At 52.2% G+C, this 16,996-nt stretch carries 15 protein-coding genes and 1 CRISPR repeat array; of the genes, 12 read left to right on the forward strand and 3 right to left on the reverse strand.

Annotation, left to right across the window (positions count from 1 at the left end; translation table 11 throughout):
* Positions 1 to 2: 2 nt before the first annotated feature.
* Both ruvA and ruvB read left to right on the forward strand, forming a co-directional pair.
* Positions 3 to 617, forward strand: coding sequence for a Holliday junction branch migration protein RuvA (gene ruvA, locus EC840_RS02250; protein ID WP_013575037.1), 615 nt, complete (start codon positions 3 to 5; stop codon positions 615 to 617).
* Between the two features lie 8 nt (positions 618 to 625).
* Positions 626 to 1,633, forward strand: coding sequence for a Holliday junction branch migration DNA helicase RuvB (ruvB, locus tag EC840_RS02255; RefSeq protein WP_120162671.1), 1,008 nt, complete (start codon positions 626 to 628; stop codon positions 1,631 to 1,633).
* Positions 1,634 to 1,698: 65 nt separating this feature from the next.
* Here ruvB and EC840_RS02260 read toward each other — a convergent pair whose 3' ends face one another.
* Positions 1,699 to 4,077 (reverse strand): glycoside hydrolase family 3 N-terminal domain-containing protein, encoded by a 2,379-nt coding sequence (locus tag EC840_RS02260; protein WP_132963880.1) that lies wholly within the window; start codon positions 4,075 to 4,077, stop codon positions 1,699 to 1,701.
* A gap of 455 nt (positions 4,078 to 4,532) precedes the next feature.
* Here EC840_RS02260 and bglF point away from each other — a divergent pair, with 455 nt between their 5' ends.
* The 7 genes from bglF to EC840_RS02295 all read left to right on the forward strand — a co-directional run bounded on the left by bglF (position 4,533) and on the right by EC840_RS02295 (position 13,205).
* The gene (gene bglF / locus EC840_RS02265) at positions 4,533 to 6,407 is read left to right on the forward strand and encodes a PTS beta-glucoside transporter subunit IIABC (RefSeq protein ID WP_132963881.1); all 1,875 of its coding nucleotides are present in this window, start codon (positions 4,533 to 4,535) and stop codon (positions 6,405 to 6,407) included.
* A gap of 22 nt (positions 6,408 to 6,429) precedes the next feature.
* The gene (ascB, locus tag EC840_RS02270) at positions 6,430 to 7,827 is read left to right on the forward strand and encodes a 6-phospho-beta-glucosidase (RefSeq protein ID WP_132963882.1); all 1,398 of its coding nucleotides are present in this window, start codon (positions 6,430 to 6,432) and stop codon (positions 7,825 to 7,827) included.
* A gap of 294 nt (positions 7,828 to 8,121) precedes the next feature.
* Positions 8,122 to 9,357, forward strand: coding sequence for a carbohydrate porin (locus tag EC840_RS02275; RefSeq protein WP_232829849.1), 1,236 nt, complete (start codon positions 8,122 to 8,124; stop codon positions 9,355 to 9,357).
* A 124-nt stretch (positions 9,358 to 9,481) separates the two neighbouring features.
* On the forward strand, positions 9,482 to 10,330 hold the full coding sequence (gene bglG, locus EC840_RS02280; protein ID WP_132963884.1) for a transcriptional antiterminator BglG: 849 nt from the start codon (positions 9,482 to 9,484) through the stop codon (positions 10,328 to 10,330).
* Positions 10,331 to 10,561: 231 nt separating this feature from the next.
* A complete protein-coding gene (gene ansP / locus EC840_RS02285; protein ID WP_129638645.1) occupies positions 10,562 to 12,043 on the forward strand; it encodes an L-asparagine permease in 1,482 nt (493 codons plus the stop codon).
* A 158-nt stretch (positions 12,044 to 12,201) separates the two neighbouring features.
* Positions 12,202 to 12,399 (forward strand): hypothetical protein, encoded by a 198-nt coding sequence (locus EC840_RS02290; protein WP_112288224.1) that lies wholly within the window; start codon positions 12,202 to 12,204, stop codon positions 12,397 to 12,399.
* Complete coding sequence (locus EC840_RS02295) at positions 12,399 to 13,205, forward strand: hypothetical protein (RefSeq protein ID WP_129638646.1); 807 nt, start codon at positions 12,399 to 12,401, stop codon at positions 13,203 to 13,205. The genes EC840_RS02290 and EC840_RS02295 overlap by 1 nt, the downstream gene beginning before the upstream one ends.
* 20 nt (positions 13,206 to 13,225) lie before the next feature.
* On the opposite strand, the gene EC840_RS02300 is transcribed toward EC840_RS02295, so the two are convergent.
* Together EC840_RS02300 and EC840_RS02305 are read right to left on the reverse strand one after the other, a co-directional pair.
* Positions 13,226 to 13,915 carry a fumarylacetoacetate hydrolase family protein gene (locus tag EC840_RS02300; RefSeq protein WP_129638647.1) on the reverse strand — a complete coding sequence of 230 codons (690 nt, stop codon included), beginning with the start codon at positions 13,913 to 13,915 and terminating at the stop codon, positions 13,226 to 13,228.
* A gap of 92 nt (positions 13,916 to 14,007) precedes the next feature.
* On the reverse strand, positions 14,008 to 14,802 hold the full coding sequence (locus EC840_RS02305; RefSeq protein ID WP_132963885.1) for an SDR family oxidoreductase: 795 nt from the start codon (positions 14,800 to 14,802) through the stop codon (positions 14,008 to 14,010).
* 100 nt (positions 14,803 to 14,902) lie between these two features.
* Between EC840_RS02305 and EC840_RS02310 the strand changes: the two genes are divergently transcribed.
* From EC840_RS02310 to EC840_RS02320, 3 genes are all read left to right on the forward strand, one after another.
* Complete coding sequence (locus EC840_RS02310) at positions 14,903 to 15,349, forward strand: helix-turn-helix domain-containing protein (RefSeq protein ID WP_132963886.1); 447 nt, start codon at positions 14,903 to 14,905, stop codon at positions 15,347 to 15,349.
* A 204-nt stretch (positions 15,350 to 15,553) separates the two neighbouring features.
* Positions 15,554 to 15,942: a CRISPR direct-repeat array (repeat unit 28 nt; unit sequence GTTCACTGCCGTACAGGCAGCTTAGAAA).
* 371 nt (positions 15,943 to 16,313) lie between these two features.
* Positions 16,314 to 16,742: a hypothetical protein gene (locus tag EC840_RS02315; RefSeq protein WP_243700999.1), complete on the forward strand. Its 429-nt coding sequence runs from the start codon at positions 16,314 to 16,316 to the stop codon at positions 16,740 to 16,742.
* Positions 16,739 to 16,957 carry a helix-turn-helix transcriptional regulator gene (locus tag EC840_RS02320; RefSeq protein WP_120162682.1) on the forward strand — a complete coding sequence of 73 codons (219 nt, stop codon included), beginning with the start codon at positions 16,739 to 16,741 and terminating at the stop codon, positions 16,955 to 16,957. The genes EC840_RS02315 and EC840_RS02320 overlap by 4 nt, the downstream gene beginning before the upstream one ends.
* Positions 16,958 to 16,996: the final 39 nt, after the last annotated feature.

Below are 16,996 nucleotides of genomic sequence, written 5' to 3' on the forward strand. Positions count from 1 at the left end.
ACGTGATAGGCAGACTACGAGGCATTATTCTGGAAAAACAGCCCCCTTTGGTGCTGCTTGAAACTAACGGCGTGGGCTATGAAGTGCATATGCCGATGACCTGTTTTTACGAATTGCCGGAGCTGGGTCAGGAAGCTATCATCTTCACGCAATTTATCGTCCGTGAAGATGCCCAGTTGCTCTACGGATTTAACGATAAACAAGAGCGCGCACTGTTCCGTGAACTGATCAAGGTGAACGGTGTGGGGCCGAAGCTGGCACTGGCGATCCTGTCAGGCATGTCGGCACAGCAGTTTGTCAGTGCGGTGGAAAAGGAAGAAATCACCGCATTAATCAAGTTACCTGGCGTCGGTAAGAAAACCGCAGAACGCCTGGTCGTTGAAATGAAAGACCGGTTTAAAGGATTAAACGGTGATCTATTTAACAATCATACTGATATCACGCTACCTGCATCGGCGTCGAAAGCTAAAGAATCTGATGCCGAAGGCGAAGCCGTTGCAGCCCTGATATCCCTCGGATACAAACCACCTGAAGCCAGCCGTATGATCAGCAAAGTGGCCAAGCCGGGTGCGGAATCTGAAACGTTGATTAGAGAAGCGTTGCGCGCAGCGCTGTGAGGTAAACGATGATTGAAGCTGACCGCCTGATTTCTTCCGAAGTCTTCAGTGAAGAAGAAGTCATTGACCGTGCGATACGCCCGAAGTTGCTCAGCGAATACGTCGGGCAACCGCATGTGCGTTCGCAAATGGAAATCTTTATTCAGGCGGCCAAGCAACGCAAAGATGCGCTCGATCACCTGCTGATTTTCGGGCCGCCTGGGCTGGGTAAAACCACGCTGGCCAATATCGTCGCTAACGAAATGGGCGTGAATCTGCGTACCACGTCGGGACCGGTGCTGGAAAAAGCCGGTGATCTGGCCGCGATGCTGACCAATCTTGAGCCGCACGACGTGCTGTTCATCGATGAAATCCACCGTCTGTCGCCGGTTGTTGAAGAAATTTTGTATCCGGCAATGGAAGATTATCAGCTGGATATCATGATTGGTGAAGGTCCGGCGGCGCGTTCTATCAAACTCGATTTACCCCCTTTTACCCTGATAGGTGCCACCACCCGCGCCGGTTCTCTGACGTCACCACTGCGTGACCGTTTTGGTATTGTGCAACGTCTGGAATTTTATCAGGTGGCAGATTTACAGCACATCGTCGGGCGCAGTGCGTCTTGTCTCGGGCTGGAATTGTCGGAGGAGGGCGCGCATCAGATAGCCCGCCGTTCACGTGGTACGCCGCGTATCGCTAACCGCCTGTTGCGCCGTGTGCGTGACTTCGCGGAAGTCAAAGGCGATGGCACCATTAACGGTGATGTGGCTAACGGCGCGCTGGACATGCTGGATGTCGATGCCGAAGGTTTCGATTACATGGACCGCAAACTGTTGCTGGCGATTATTGATAAGTTCACCGGCGGGCCGGTCGGGCTGGATAACTTAGCTGCGGCGATTGGTGAAGAGCGCGAGACCATTGAAGACGTCATCGAACCGTTCCTGATCCAGCAAGGCTTTATTCAGCGCACACCGCGCGGGCGTATGGCGACCAATCATGCGTATAAGCACTTCGGGATTACCAGAGAATCAGAGTAAGCGATTTTGCACGCATAAAAACGGACGCCCTGAGCATCCGTTTTGCTTATTTCAGCCAGCAGAAATTACTGACTGACTTCACAACGGCTGACCATCCGCCAGTGACGTGGCAACTCGCGCACTTTACCCGCCAGAATCACCTTTCCTGTTGCATGAATATCGGCGCTTGAAGAGCCCACCTGAACTTCAACAGAACCCGGTTCGACGATGCGCTTACCGGCGTGACTGGTGAAATTCAGCATGTCGGTCGGGATGCTGAAATTCAGCGTTGCGGTTTGTCCGGCCTCCAGCTCTACGCGCTCAAAAGCTTTGAGTTCCTGCATCGGGCGTACCAGTGATGCCACACAGTCACGCAGATAAACCTGCACCACCTCGCTGCCCGCCTGATTTCCGGTATTGGTGACTTTGATTTGTACTGCAATATCGCCATTTTCGATAGCGACCGGTTGCTGATTGAGTTGCAGATCGTGATAGCGGAACGTGGTGCCGCTCAGCCCGAAGCCAAACGGGTATTTTGCACCGAAGTGGAACGCAATCGGCGTACCGCCACTTTTCAGTTTGTGATTGTAATAATAGGGCATGGCACCGGCGCTTTTCGGTACGGAAACCACCAGCCTGCCGGACGGTGCTTCTTTGCCGCTGACGATATCGGCAATTGCACGTCCGCCTTCCTGACCGGGCGCAAATGCCATCAGGAACCCGGCGACTTTTTCCTCCAGTCCGCCAAGGGAATACGGACGACCGCCGGTCATTACCACAATGGTCGGTTTGCCGGTCGCGACAATCTCTTCCAGCAACAGTTGCTGAACACCCGGTAATTGCAGGCTGTCCGTGTCAGAGCCTTCACCGACGGTGCCGCTCTGGAATAATCCGGCCAGATCGCCGACAAACACTAACGCGACATCACTTTCCTGCGCCAGTTTCACGGCCTGTGGGATAAGCGCGGTACTTCGTGATACCGGCGATTTTTGCATGGCTGAGCCGGCATCGCCGGGGAAGACCGGCGCGCCCGCTGTGCGTTTTTCAAGAATATGACAACCTTTTGCATACCGGATATTTTGCTCGCCGTAGGCGTCACGCAAGGCCTGTAACGGCGTGGTGACATGTTCCGTCTGCGCTTCCATTTCGCTGATGATCAGATGCACGGGGAAGCTGTAACCGCTGAGCAAGGCCAGCGGATCGTCTGCCGTCGGGCCGATCACTGCAATTTTCTGCCCGGATTTGGGTTTCAGCGGCAGGATGCCATTATTCTCCAGCAGGGTGACGGAACGGACGGCGGCTTTCCAGGCCAGTTCACGCGTGGCGGGTTGTTGCATTTGTGGCTGCGGATCAAGGGCGTAAGGCTGTTCAAACAGCCCGAGGCGGAATTTTTCGGTCAGCACGCGGGCGACGATCTCGTCAATTTTCGCCATATCAATCAGGCCACGTGAAACCGCATCGGCAAGATGCTGCGCGCAATCGCCTTTCGGCAACTCGATATCCAGTCCGGCATTAAACGCCAGCGCGGCGGATTCCGCGTCGTCATGGCTGACACCGTGATGCTGATGCAGCAGGCTGACGCCGCCGTAATCGGCAACAATCAGACCATCGAATCCCCACTGTTCGCGCAAAACTTCTGTCAGCAGGAAGTGATCGCTGTGACAAGGCTGCCCGTCGATGTCGTGATAAGCCGGCATCACCGAACCGGCATTCGCCAGCTTTACCGCCATCTCAAACGGCAGCAGAAAGGTGTCATTCAGCTCGCGAAAACCCAGATGTACCGGCGCATGATTGCGAGCCCCTTCGCTGAATGAATGCCCGACATAATGTTTCAGCGTGGCCAGCAGGTCACGTTTTTCACCCTGCAAACCACGCACGTAAGCCGTCGCCATGATGCCAACCAGATAAGGATCTTCGCCAAAGGTTTCCTCAGTTCGTCCCCAGCGGACATCGCGGGAAACATCCAGCACCGGCGCCAGTCCCTGATGACAACCAACGCTTTGCGCTTCATCGCGGATAGCGCCTGCAATTTGCTCCACCAGTTGCGGATCCCACGTCGAGGCATAACTCAGGGAAGAGGGGAACAGTGTGGCGTCTTTGCACAATAAACCGACCAGACATTCTTCGTGGAACATCGCCGGAATGCCCAGCTGTGTTTCTTCAACCAGCATTTTTTGCAGCCGGTTCAGGGCGCGCACGCCTTCTGCCGGGCTGACCACGTGCGTTCCCAGGGGGCGCGTGATTTGTCCCGCGCCCAGCGCCAGTTGCTCCTCCAGTGCCAGAGTCTGTTTATGCCCGGCAAAATCATCGCTCAGATCGGACCGTTCTTTATGCTTCCCGTTGCTGTCGAGGATCAGCCAGAACGCGTGCATCTGGGCATATTTCTCAGCGGGCGTCATGCGGGCAAGCAGGTCGGCGACGCGGGTAGCGACGGGCTGTGAAGCATCCTGATACAGGTGAGTCATTTTATATCTCCTTGATTTTCCGGATGGGAACGCAGGGATAACGCGTTAAAAGGCGAAATATAAACAGAAGTATTGAGAATGGACTGCGCGTAAACAATTGAGGAAACGAATATGCATTTTACGTTATTTAATTTTGTTTCCGGTTTGTGAGCAGGATCAGATTGAGGCTGCTCCGGTCAGATGCCTGCTTTTAGCACGAAATCTGAAGCCGATCACAGTTTCATCATCCGGCGAATATTACGACTTGTTTCTGTCTGCGATTCGCCAGAGAATCCGTTTCAGAAAGCAGGATTGTTACTGTCTGACAGGCAAAACCTAAACTTCTCGTTTCTTCGTGTATGACGAAGAGACCGGACGTTTAGGTTTTTTTTTGGCCTGAATTCAGGGGCCGGCCGCCCCTTTGAAATACACCGGCAATGTCGTGCACGACGCCATTACTCTGATGAGATAACACCATGGAATACAGTACATTAGCCGATGAAATTCTCCGCGGAGTGGGCGGAAAGGATAACGTCAACAGCGTGGTGCATTGTGCCACCCGCTTACGTTTTAAATTAAAAGATACCAGTAAGGCCGACGCTGCCGGGCTAAAAGAAAACCCGGGTGTCATCATGGTTGTCGAGAGCGGCGGCCAGTTTCAGGTGGTGATCGGCAACCACGTCGGTGCGGTGTATGAAGCGCTGGTGAAAGGCAGTGCGCTTTCCGACAGCGGCGACGATGACAGCGGTGATAAGGGCAGTTTATTTGCCCGGGCGATTGACGTTATCTCCGGCATTTTTACCCCGTTTATCGGCATCATGGCCGCGTCGGGGATCCTGAAAGGTTTTCTGGCACTGGCGCTGGCGTGCGGCTGGATGGTGCCGGAAAGCGGTACCTATAAAGTCTGGTTCGCCGCCAGTGACGCCATGTTTTACTTCTTCCCGCTGGTGATCGGTTTCACTGCCGGTAAAAAATTCGGTGGTAACCCGTTCGTTACCATGATGATTGGCGGGGCAATGGTGCATCCGCTGATGATCGCCGCGTTTGAGGCACAGCAACCTGGTGCGCAGGGCGAGCATTTCTTCGGTATTCCGCTGGTCTTTATTAATTACGCCTCATCGGTGATCCCGGTGATCCTGGCTGCGTGGGTATCAAGCTGGCTGGAAAAACGGGCCATGAAAATCCTGCCTTCTGCGCTGCGTAACTTTATCACGCCGCTTATTTGCCTGATGGTCGTGGTGCCGCTGACCTTCCTGATTATCGGCCCCGTCGCCACCTGGGCCAGCCAGCAACTGGCTAACGGCTATCAGTTTGTGTATCACATCAGCCCGATGATTGCCGGTGCCTTTATGGGTGCACTGTGGCAGGTGTGTGTGATTTTCGGTCTGCACTGGGGGCTGGTGCCGCTGATGATCAACAACTTCAGTATTCTCGGTCACGACACCATGCTGCCGCTGTTATTGCCCGCCGTGATGGGGCAGGTCGGGGCAGTGATTGGCGTGATGCTGCGCGCCAGAGATGCGCGAACGAAGGCGCTGGCGGGTTCAGCCATCAGCGCGGGGATTTTTGGGATTACGGAACCCGCGGTTTACGGCATCAATCTGCCGCGTCGGCGTCCGTTTATTTTCGGTTGCGCCGGTGGTGCACTGGGTGCGGCGATCCTCGGGTATTTCCAGACCACGGCGTATTCCTTCGGATTCGCCAGCATCTTCACTTTCACGCAGATTATTCCGCCAACCGGCTTTGATAAAACGGTGACCGCCGCCATTGCCGGGACGCTGATTGCCCTGGTGTTTGCTGCGCTGGCAACTTACTTCTTCGGCATGAAAGAAGAAGCGGCAACGCCGGAAATCACCGAAAAGGCCAAAGCGGAGGCCGTTCAGGCGCCACGCGGAAAAACCCTGATTGCCAGCCCGATGACCGGTGCCTGTATCGCACTCGATCAGGTTAAAGACCCGACGTTCGCCAGTGGTTTGCTGGGCAAAGGCGTGGCGGTGGTGCCAGCAGTGGGGCGGGTTGTATCGCCGGTAAATGGTACCGTGGTTTCCCTGTTCAAAACCCATCACGCCATAGGGATTGAATCTGATGAGGGTGCAGAGATTCTGATCCACGTCGGCATTGATACGGTGAAGCTGGACGGCAAATTCTTTACGCCACGCATCGCGGTTGATGCGGTGGTGAAGCAAGGCGATTTGTTGCTGGAATTCGATATGCAGGGCATTTCCGATGCCGGCTATGACCTGACCACGCCGGTGCTGGTCACCAACAGCGATGACTATCTTGATGTCATTCCGGCAAGCGTTGGTCAGGACACCAGCGAACAAGCGCCATTACTCACTTTATTACGATAACGACCAGAGCCAGGAGGTTCACATGAACAAGCAATTCCCAGACAGTTTCTTATGGGGCGGCGCAGTCGCAGCCAATCAGGTGGAAGGTGCATATCTGACTGACGGTAAAGGCTTATCAACATCTGACCTGCAACCGCAAGGCGTTTTTGGTCCGGTGCAGGAACGTACTGAAGGCGATTTCGGCGTGAAAGATGTGGCGATTGATTTCTATCATCGTTATCCGGAAGACATGAAATTGTTCGCCGAAATGGGCTTCACCGTGCTGCGTACCTCAATTGCCTGGACGCGTATTTTCCCGCAGGGCGATGAATTGCAGCCAAATGAAGCCGGTCTGGCCTTTTATGACCGCCTGTTTGATGAAATGGCAAAATACGGGATTACACCGCTGGTGACGCTTTCTCACTATGAAATGCCGTATGGTATCGTGAAAAACCACGGTGGCTGGGGCAGTCGCGACACCATCGGTTTCTTTGAAAACTACGCCCGTACGGTGTTCAGCCGTTACAAAAATAAGGTGAAACACTGGCTGACGTTCAACGAAATCAACATGTCGCTACATGCGCCGTTCACCGGGGTCGGATTGCCGGAAGACAGCAGCAAACAGGAAATTTATCAGGCCATTCATCATCAGCTGGTGGCCAGCGCCAGAGCGGTAAAAGCCTGCCACGAGATCATTCCTGACGGCAAAATCGGCAATATGCTGCTCGGCGGAATGTTGTATCCGCTGACCTGCAAACCGGCCGATATGATGGAAACCTTGCAGCAAAACCGCGACTGGTTATTCTTTGGCGATGTTCAGGTGCGCGGCGCTTATCCGGCATACATGAAGCGTTTCTTTAAAGATCGTGGCATGGAAATTAATATTACTGCTGAAGATAAAGCGGCACTGAAAGAAACGGTCGACTTTATTTCATTCAGTTATTATATGACCGGTTGTGTAACCACTGACGAAGAGCAAAATATTAAAGCGCGCGCCAATATATTAAATATGGTGCCTAACCCGCATCTGCAAAGTTCCGAATGGGGATGGCAGATTGATCCGGTAGGTTTGCGCTTTTTAATGAATGAACTTTATGATCGTTACCAGAAGCCATTATTTATTGTGGAAAACGGATTAGGTGCACGTGATAAAGTCGAAGCAGATGGCAGCATCAACGACGATTACCGCATTGAATATATCAATGACCATCTGGTTCAGGTACGTGAAGCCATTGAAGACGGTGTGGAAGTGATGGGCTACACCAGCTGGGGGCCGATTGATCTGGTCAGCGCCTCGAAAGCCGAGTTCTCCAAACGCTATGGTTATATCTACGTTGACCGTGATGACCAGGGGAATGGCACGCTGGAACGTCGCCGTAAGAAAAGCTTCTTCTGGTATAAAGAAGTGATCAATTCAAACGGCGCGGCTTTAAAATCCTGATCTGAACTTAACCTTTAATAATAAATAACTGATGCGGCTTATAAATTTATAAGCCGCCTGTCCGCCCTTGTATTGCCCAAAAAAAATAATGATGATTTAAAATAATAAAACGGAAATATAAAGATGAAAATTTCTCAGACTTCTGCAACACCTACCTGTAAAGTTAAAAATAATAACCGGTTACTAAAAACCAGTGTTCTGGCGCTGTGTATTTCAATCACAGGTATTCATTCAGCACAGGCTGCGGATAACTGGAATGGTACGGTATTAGGTTTTGAAGCGCCCGGCGAAGGCATGTTCGGCGATATGCTGGGTATTCGCCCGATTATTGAAGACCATGGATTTCATTATCAGCTTGGTTATCTGAGCGAGTCGTCTTATAACGCAGGCGGCGGTTATAACCATGATAAACATCTGGCGTATATCGATCAGTTCTCGCTGACGTTTACCCAGGATCTGGAGATGTACACCGGCATTCCTGACGCGGCCATTGAAGGGAACATTGTTAACCGTAACCACGATGACAACCTGACGTCCAAACGTACGCAGGATCCGCGCGTCGGGTTTAACGATCTCGCCCAGGAAAGCTGGGGCGGACAGTCGATAACCCGTCTGGGCTGGCTGACGTTTGGTCGTAGTTTCGATGACCGTAAACTGCACTGGCGCATCGGTATGATGAACAAGAATCAGGATTTCGATCAGATTATCCCGTGTGATTTCCAGCTGCTCAGCCAGTGTGGCGGTAAATCGGCTAACTCGATGACCTGGTATAACTGGAATAAACATTACTGGGGCACCACTTTCCAGTACAAGCTGACGCCAGAACTGACGCTGAAAACCGGTATTATGGAACAAAACCCCGATGCCTCTGACCGCAAATACGCCTGGAGCGGTTCGCTGAAAGGCGCACGCGGCATTCTGTTGCCGATGGAGGCCGAACTGAAAACTAAAGTGAATGGTTTGCCGGGCATTTATAACGTGGGTTTGCTGTATACCAACTCGCCGCAAACCGATTTATCGGAAGGGAAAACGCAGAGCGTGGGCGCAACAGATCCCGAAGGTTATCGCAAACACAGCAGCACCTGGTTTATGTATACCGGTTTCAACCAGCAGGTGACACAACGTGGCGACGATCCGAACCGTGGCATGAGCGTGTCATACAGCCTCGGGCTGGGGGATCAGCGCAGCAACGCCATTCATCATACGCAGGCTGCTTCCATGCGCTATCGCGGGTTGTTTGATGCGCGTCCTGACGACTGGCTGGGTTTTGGTATGACGTATATTAAAATGAGTAATCATTACCGCCAGAATCAGGAAAACCTGAATACGATTTATCAGGTGGATGATTACGGCAATCCGCTCTATACGCCGCTGTCCGGTCACTCGGTGAACGCCGATTTGTACTATCAGATAAAAGTCCGTTCGTGGCTGATTCTGCAACCGGATTTGCAGTACTGGTACCGTCCGGGCGGGGTGAAGGAAACGCAGGATGCGTGGGTGACAGGATTGAAAGCCATCGTCACGTTCTGAGTGCAAATTTTACGTCTGGCTGAGGATCGGATCTGGTAAAATTATCAGGCAGATCCAAAGACTGCGGCAGACAAAACCTGACCATCCATTCGGACGGTCGGGTTTTTCTTTTCAGGGAATAACAATGAAAATCGCCAAAATACTCAATAATAACGTGGTGGTGGTTGTCAACGATCAGCAGCGGGAACAGGTCGTCATGGGCCGCGGGCTGGCGTTTATGAAGAAAACCGGAGACGAACTCGATGACAGTAAAATCGAAAAAATCTTCGCATTACAAAGCGACGAACTGGTCGCGCATCTGACAGAACTGCTCTCGCATATTCCGATGGAAGTCATGACCACCTGCGACCAGATCATCACGCTGGCGCGCGGACGGCTGGGGAAATTGCAGGAAAATTTATACATTGCGCTCACTGACCACTGTAACTTCGCCATTGAGCGACAGAAAAAAGGCGTGCCGATCAGCAACGCGTTACTGTGGGAAACCCGCCGCCTTTATCCGAAAGAGTATGCGCTGGGACTGGAGGCGCTGGAGATTATCCATTCGCGCCTGGGTGTGCGCCTTCCGGTGGATGAAGCCGGGTTTATCGCACTGCATCTGGTGAACGCTCAGCTTAATGGTGAAATGCCGGAAGTGGCGCAAATCACCCGCGTGATGCAGGAAATCCTCAATCTGGTGAAATACCAGCTGCGTATCGAATATGACGAAGAATCGCTGAGTTATCAGCGTTTCGTCACCCATCTGAAATTCTTCGCACAGCGCATGCTCAGCCGCACTGTTGTCGCGGATGACGACATGACCCTGCATGTGGCCGTGAAAGAGAACTATCCGCAAGCCTGGCAGTGTTCGGAGAAAATCGGCGATTACCTTGCCGCCCAATATCAGCGGGATCTGACGACGGAAGAGATCATGTATCTGTCGATCAACATTGAGCGGGTGAGAAAAGAATGTTCGCCTAAAGAAACCCCGTAACCGCACGCATGCGCAAAATTCGTTGCGCGAAATATGACTGTTCACAATTTTTTATGACGGTTTTTTTTGCCACGGTTAATGAGAAAAGGTAGCATCCTTCGCCGTTATTGCACCAAAACAGTTCCGGCTAAAAAAACTACAGTGGGTAAACCCCATAAACGTTGAGGCTTGCAATCGTTTGCTTGCAGCACCCGACGTCAGGTGAAGGTTATTTTTGGAGAACAAGATCGAATGAAGTCTCATAAAAAATCGGCAGAGGCGAAGCACGCGGCGAAAAGACGCTGGCTGGACTCGCACGAACACGGGTATCACAAAAGTATGGGTAATCGTCAGGTTCAGATGATTGCCATTGGTGGTTCTATCGGCACCGGTTTATTTCTCGGCGCAGGCGCGCGTTTACAGATGGCTGGCCCGGCGCTGGCAATCGTGTATGCGGTGTGTGGTATTTTCTCATTCTTTATTTTACGTGCGCTGGGTGAACTGGTTTTACACCGTCCGACCAGCGGCAGTTTCGTCTCTTATGCCCGCGAGTTCCTGGGCGAAAAAGCCTCTTACGTTGCAGGCTGGATGTACTTCCTCAACTGGGCGATGACCGGCATTGTCGATATCACCGCAGTGGCTCTTTACATGCACTATTGGGGAACCTTCGGTGATGTCCCGCAATGGATGTTTGCGCTGGGCGCGCTGGCGATTGTCGCCACCATGAACATGATCGGCGTGAAGTGGTTCGCTGAGATGGAATTCTGGTTTGCGCTGATCAAAGTCGCGGCGATTGCCCTGTTCCTGGTTGTCGGCGTGGTGTTCCTCGGCACCGGCAAACAGCTGGACGGCAATACCACCGGTTTCCATCTGATCACCGATAACGGCGGTATTTTCCCGCACGGGTTGTTACCGGCGCTGGTTCTGGTGCAGGGCGTGGTCTTCGCGTTCGCGGCCATCGAACTGGTCGGTACGGCGGCAGGTGAAACCAAAGATCCTGAGAAAGTGCTGCCGAAAGCCATCAACAGCGTGATCTGGCGTATCGCATTATTCTACGTCGGTTCCGTGGTGCTGCTGGTTCTGCTGTTACCGTGGAATGCGTATCAGGCGGGGCAAAGCCCGTTTGTGACCTTCTTCAGCAAGCTGGGCGTGCCTTACATCGGCACGATCATGAACATCGTGGTACTGACTGCGGCGCTGTCGAGTCTGAACTCCGGCTTGTATTCCACCGGTCGTATTCTGCGTTCCCTGTCGATGGGCGGTTCTGCGCCGAAATTCATGTCGAAGATGAGCGCACAGCAGGTGCCTTACGCCGGTATTCTGGTCACTGTGGGTATTTATGTCATCGGCGTGGTACTTAACTACTACGTACCATCGCAGGTATTTGAAATTGTCCTGAACGTCGCGTCACTCGGCATCCTCAGTTCATGGGCTTTCATCATCGTATGTCAGATGAAACTGCGTAAGGCTATCAAAGAAGGCCGTGCGAAAGACGTCTCCTTCAAAATGCCGTGGGCACCGGTCACCTCGTGGCTGACGCTGGCATTTCTGGCGGGCGTGCTGATCCTGATGGCGTTTGACTATCCGAACGGCACTTACACCGTGGCGACGATTCCGGTACTGATTATCCTGCTGGTTCTGGGCTGGATTGGTCTGCGCAAACGTGCGGCGGAAGTCCATGCTGAGCAGGCCGCTCACGAAGAAGCACATCACGAAAGTCTGGATGCGAAGTAATTAATTTACTTCAGAGATTTTCAGCAAAGGGCTGCCGCAAGGTGGCCCTTTTTCGTGACATGCAGCACTAAAAATGTTGTTGCCTGTAAAAAATCCGAAAGCGTGAAAGTATCCCTCATTTTTGACTAGGCTTACTCTTTAGTTAAAAGAGGCAAACTATGTTTAAGATTATGTTACAGATTTTCTCCAGCCCGGAAAAATTCCTTGGGCTGTTCAGTGCAGCAGACATGGAAGATACGATTGAGGAGGGTGAGCGTATTTTGATTGATGAAAACGGTACCGCCTCGGTGAATCCGGCAAATCAGGATATGCGTGAAGACTTCGACCGCCATGTCAAACGCATGAGCGTGCTGTAATGGCGACAGCGGTTTTCATGGTGTTAATGGTTTGCGGGTACTGGTACACCACCCGCGACATCTCATCGCGCTTCAAACTCAAACGTACCTTCGGCTGGGACGTCTATTTTCTGGTGGCGTTATACGGCTGCATTTTTGTCCTGCAGGGTGTGCTGGTGATTGCGCTGGTTTATATGGCGCTGTGGGGAATTTCAGAAGTCGTTAACTGGCTGCCTGCTATCCCGCATTTGCATCAGGATGTGCATTACCACAGAGATTTCATCAACTGGAGTTTCTTAGGCATTCAGGCGCCGGTCGTCATCATGCTTGGTGTTTCCGTGATGCTGTGTCTGGTGCGCACCACCTGGTCGCCGGGCTTGCGGCTCAATACTGCCGGACGCAAACAGTTGTACAAACAGCTCACCCGCGCCAACGGTGTGGAAGGGCTTTTGTATCAGTGCATGGAAGAGGGCGATATGGTGTTTATCACCTTACAGTCGCGGCGCGTCTATATTGGCATGGTGCATACCGCGCGATGTGAAACCAGTTCGTCGGACAATGTGGTGGTGATCCCGATGGTCAGCGGGTATCGCGATAAAGATACGCTGGAGCTGCGCGTCGAGCATAACTATGCCCGTTATTATCAGGAACACGGCATTACGCCGGTATCGGATCCGGTGAATGCGCTGAAATTTCGCAAAGTGATTTTACTCAGTCAGATTGAAACGCTGTCGCTTTTCGACCCTTCAAGCGCCTGTGCATTTGAGAAGTTAATCCCGATTATCGAGGAAGAGAATCAGAGAAAAATCGGAGAGAAGGACGCCTGAAGCCAGACGTCCTGAATGAATCACACGATGGTGAAGCTGAAATCGCTCAGGCCTTCGATACCACCGGTAATCACATCACCGCGCACCACAGCGCCAACGCCTGCCGGTGTGCCGGTGTAAATCAGATCGCCAGGTTTAAGTTCAACGGCCTGCGACAGATAACTGATGACATCCGCCACCTGCCAGATCTGATCACGTAAATCACCGCGCTGACGTTTTTCACCGTTCACATCCAGCCAGATTTTACCGCTGGCAGGATGACCGGTCTGACTGACGGGCAGCAGCGGGTTGGCCGGTGCGGAATCATCAAAACCTTTGGCGAAATCCCACGGACGACCTTGCTTCTTGGCCTGCGCCTGAATATCGCGCCGGGTCAGATCCACGCCGACGGTATAACCCCAGACATGCGACAGCGCATCTTCAGCCGTGATATTTTTGCCACCTTTGGCAATCGCGACAACCAGTTCCACTTCGTAATGCAGATCTTCGGTCAGTGTCGGATAAGGCACGTTACCGCTGGCAGGGATAACGGCATCAGCGGGTTTGCCAAAGAAGAACGGCGGCTCGCGATCCGGATCATGACCCATTTCGCGGGCGTGCTCGGAATAGTTACGGCCAACGCAGTAAACGCGGCGCAATGGAAAACGGGCGCTCTGGCCTTCGACGGCGAGAGACGGAACTTCGGGTGCAGCAATTACATATTCGGTCATCGTATTCACTTCACAAAGTTGTCGAATTAACATATTTGCAAAGCGAATCAACATTGACCAGTAAATTTATGTTACTGGTCAATGTCTCACTGTCAGGCTTTGTAACGTGGTGCCGCGTGAGCTTGCAGGAAGTTCGGCACCATCGCGCCGCGCAGGGCATCAAAGTCGTCCCACTGTTTTTCGTCCTGCAATGGCGGAATAGTGATTTTTTCTTTGCGGTCGAAGCCCAGCAAGGCAGCATCCACCAGTTCACCGACTTCCATTACCCCTGGTACTTCATCAATATTTTTACCCGAACGTTCCCAGATTTCTGTACGCGTTGCGGCAGGTAATACGGCCTGAACGTACAAACCGCGCTCTGCCATTTCAAATTGCAGCGTCTGGCTGAAGGTCAGCACAAAAGCTTTCGTCGCGGAATACACAGCAGATTGCAGCTCCGGCGTCAGCGCCATTACCGAGGCGATATTAATAATCGCGCCGTCTTTATGCTTGATCAGGCCATCAAACGCTACGCGGGAAAGGCGTGCCACCGAGGTAACGTTCAGGGTGATCAGATTCTCGATGGCATCGGCATCACTGTTCTCAAAACCGGCTTTGAGTGACGCCCCTGCGTTATTGATCAGCAGGGAAATTTGCGGCGTCGCGCGGATAAAATCTTCGACCCGTGACAGATCTTCGCTGCGGGTTAAGTCTGCGGGTAACACAGTCACTTTTACGCCGGACTCCTGTTGCAGCTTTTCAGCCAGCGCATTCAGGCGCTGTGCATCACGGGCCACAAGAATAAGATCATAGCCGCGTTTAGCGAGACGATCGGCGTATGTTGCACCAATACCGGTGGATGCGCCGGTGATTAACGCCAAAGACTGAGAACGAATGGAATCTGACATAAGAACCTCTGGGTTGATTAAGTGGTTTAATAATGAAACTAGATGATTTTTAGCACTGGTGGTTTTATAATGCAACCAGATTCTTTAAGCAGGAGGTGCCATGAAACGAACACGTCTGGAAAACACGCCTTGTCCGGCTGGCCGCGCATTGGATCTCATTGGTGACTGGTGGACGCTGCTGATTGTCCGCGACGCCATGCGTGGCATTTCGCGTTTCAGCGAGTTCCAGCGCAGTCTGGGTGCGGCAAAAAACATTCTCAGCGCACGCCTGAAAGCGCTGGTGGCCGAAGGTATTTTGAAAATTGAACCGGCGGCCGATGGCTCGGCGTATCAGGATTACGTACTGACCGAAAAGGGGCTGGCGCTGCAACCGGTGCTGGTCGCGCTGGGACAGTGGGGAAGTGAATACCTGTTTGAGGAAGGCGAAGCCTGTACGCAGCTTGTGGACAATGAAAACGGCCAGCCACTGCGCAAACTGCAAATCCGAGCGCAGGACGGACGGGTGCTGGAGAGCCGGGATATTACGGCGATCATTCCTGAGATTTAAAATTTGAACTCGATCCGCTCCCTCACCTGCGAAGGGTAGAGCTGGAGTGGGGTATTAATGGCATCTCAGTCACAACCCTTTTTTTCGGGCTGCCTCTAACTCTTTGATTTTAATGAAACACATGAGCCGCACAAAAAAGAGGGTTTTTTTGGCAAAACAGGGATAATCTCTTGCAGTTCAAAGCATAAAGCTTAAAACTCAACTGTTCACTGCCGTACAGGCAGCTTAGAAATATGTTATATAAAATAAAGGCTCCCGCAGGAGGTTCACTGCCGTACAGGCAGCTTAGAAACAAACGGGACTTGCCTCAGCTAATGCAGTTCGGTTCACTGCCGTACAGGCAGCTTAGAAAAGCATTTTTTAAGTCTGCGACACGTCGAGTAAGTTCACTGCCGTACAGGCAGCTTAGAAAAGAAGAGCCAATCACAATGGCGCAGGCGGTTGGTTCACTGCCGTACAGGCAGCTTAGAAATTCGACACTTGAAGCCATTGCGTCAAAAATAGCGTTCACTGCCGTACAGGCAGCTTAGAAAGTGACAGGCGATGACAAGCATGACGCGAAACAGTTCACTGCCGTACAGGCAGCTTAGAAAGTGGTGGCGATTCAGGCAAGGTTTGCAGATCGGTTCACTGTCTTACAGGTAGCCGCGTGCAACTCACTGCAAACCATAAAAACTCTCTGGAAGCAGTATCTCATCCCAGCATTTTGCCCATTTTCTATGTGTGGATATCCAGTTATTGTCTGCTCGCTGCGGCAAAATCCGCAGTCGGGTGTAGGAACCTGAACCCTCGTGGCGGAAGTTTTAATTTCGCCATCGCTTTGTATTACCAGAAAATAACGAATTATTATCGTATATTATTGGTAACTCGGGCGGGGCAGCTTTAGGGCTGGTCGGAGAGGGTAACCGATATTCCTACCCCCGCCTGAGTTACCACCCAAGAGCGTAGGAACTTAAGTGGTAGCGTGGCACGCAATCTAATATTAGGTTCTGTTCAAATGGATATTACTCTTACAAACGAAACATCCCCCGATTCATGGACGCTCACCGATCGCTGTCGTTTGCTGGCAAATGCGCTGGTGAATCCGCAAAATAGAGCCGCGCAGGATCAGCTGTGCATGATGCTGCACAACCAGCTCGAAATTCTTGAAGTGGCGCTATCGGAGCCGATTCCCGAGCATCGCAAGAATTTAGGTATCCCGGAAGATGATGGTTTATTTGATTACGCCGACTCTGAACCTGATGAATTATGCGATCAGTGCATGGCGCTGAACTTCACGCTAATGACGCTGCATGACCGAAAAATAAAAGAAATCATCGCGTATATCTTGTGGGAACGGTTCGAGATGCTGCGCTGCTCGCTGTATTCCTCATCTGAGGAGCTTGCCGCATGAACAAAGACTGGCATCAGGCTGACATTATTGCGGCAATAAAAAAGAAGGGCACCACGATGGCGGCGGTTTCACGCCGCGCTGGTTTAAGCTCATCGACGCTCTCGAATGCGTTAATCCGTAAATGGCCGAAAGGTGAAAGGTTGATAGCTGAAGCCATCGGCGTAAAAGCCGAAACCATCTGGCCGAGCCGTTACACCGAAATTAAATACAACTAAGATCGGCTCCCTCCCCTGCGAAGGGGAGGGTTGGGGTGG

This window comes from Rahnella sp. JUb53, assembly GCF_004346065.1.
GTDB lineage: Bacteria > Pseudomonadota > Gammaproteobacteria > Enterobacterales > Enterobacteriaceae > Rahnella > Rahnella variigena.